Annotated in this window: 2 protein-coding genes; one reads left to right on the forward strand and one right to left on the reverse strand. The window is 29.9% G+C overall.

Annotation, left to right across the window (positions count from 1 at the left end; genetic code table 11):
- Nucleotides 1–382 (forward strand): multidrug-binding transcriptional regulator QacR (gene qacR, locus HMPREF2647_RS08480; protein ID WP_070859937.1); only part of this gene is annotated, 382 nt, incomplete at its 5' end.
- A 209-nt stretch (nucleotides 383–591) separates the two neighbouring features.
- On the opposite strand, the gene HMPREF2647_RS08485 is transcribed toward qacR, so the two are convergent.
- Entirely contained in the window at nucleotides 592–1,200 is a 609-nt protein-coding gene (locus tag HMPREF2647_RS08485) for a recombinase family protein (protein WP_000583527.1), read from the reverse strand.
- Between the last annotated feature and the right edge of the window lie 63 nt (nucleotides 1,201–1,263).

The raw sequence follows: 1,263 nt of genomic DNA on the forward strand, positions 1-1,263 counted from the left end.
AGAACAGTGGAAAAAGGAACAAATCAAATGTAAAACTAATAGAGAAAAATTTTATTTATATAATGAACTATCTTTAACAACCGAATACTATTATCCACTTCAAAACGCAATAATTGAATTTTGCACTGAATATTATAAAACTAATAGCATTAATGAAAAAATGAATAAATTAGAAAACAAATATATAGATGCTTATCATGTAATTTTTAAGGAGGGTAATTTAAATGGCGAATGGTGTATTAATGATGTTAATGCTGTTAGTAAAATAGCAGCAAACGCTGTTAATGGAATTGTTACCTTTACACATGAACAAAATATTAATGAAAGAATTAAACTTATGAACAAGTTCTCTCAAATTTTTTTAAATGGACTTAGTAAATAATTATATATATATTCTTGAAATACCAATAAATATTATTTCTAAATTACGTTCATTATTGATAAAAAATTTAAATAGTATTACTACACAAAAAGAGAGTGCGAATTCGCACTCTCTTTTTTCTTGTATAATTATTAAAAGATCATTTCAATAATATAATATGAGTTTTGAGACTCTGTGAGAGCCTCTTATTTGCATTGACGACCCATTTATCAAGATGATCCCTTATCATGCTTAATTCTATAAACTGTCTGTCTTGTGATATTAACTTCTTTCGCAATCTTACTAATTGCTTTCCCTTCTTCTAACATTTCCACCACGCGATGATAAATAATACGTTTCTGTGGGTCTTTGGCATTTGGTGAATAAAGTAAGGGGCGCCCTTTATATACGCCTTTTTCCTTCGCAACTTGAATTCCTTGCGCTTGTCGACGTTTACTTTCATTTCTCTCTTGTTCTGAAACCATTGCTAAAATTTGAACGATTAAATCTTTCATAAACTTATCCAGTAATGGATTGCCAATCACTTCATTCATCATAGGTAAGCTGGTAATCATTAACTGAACGTCTTTCTCTTTTAAATAACTCACAGTTTCAATAATTTCATCATAATCACGTCCCAAACGATCAATAGATTCCACAACGAATCGATCTCCCATTCTGACAAAATTGAGTGCTTCTTGAAATACAGGTCTATTTTCCACTGACTTTCCCGACTGTTTCTCTGTAAAGATTTTCTCCACACCAAACGTCTTTAAATTATCCAATTGTCTTTCTAAATTTTGATCTATCGATGATACTCTCGCATAACCTATAATCATTCATCTTCACTCCATAATTAATATACACCCTAATCATACGTTCTAATTGCGATAATTTCAACA

This window comes from Staphylococcus sp. HMSC035D11 (genome assembly GCF_001836075.1).
In the GTDB taxonomy this organism is placed as follows: Bacteria; Bacillota; Bacilli; order Staphylococcales; family Staphylococcaceae; genus Staphylococcus; species Staphylococcus hominis.

Bases quoted from the DNA above. Each gene is read 5' to 3' on its own strand.
- HMPREF2647_RS08485 (WP_000583527.1), bottom strand. From the start codon at position 1,200: ATGATTATAGGTTATGCGAGAGTATCATCGATAGATCAAAATTTAGAA.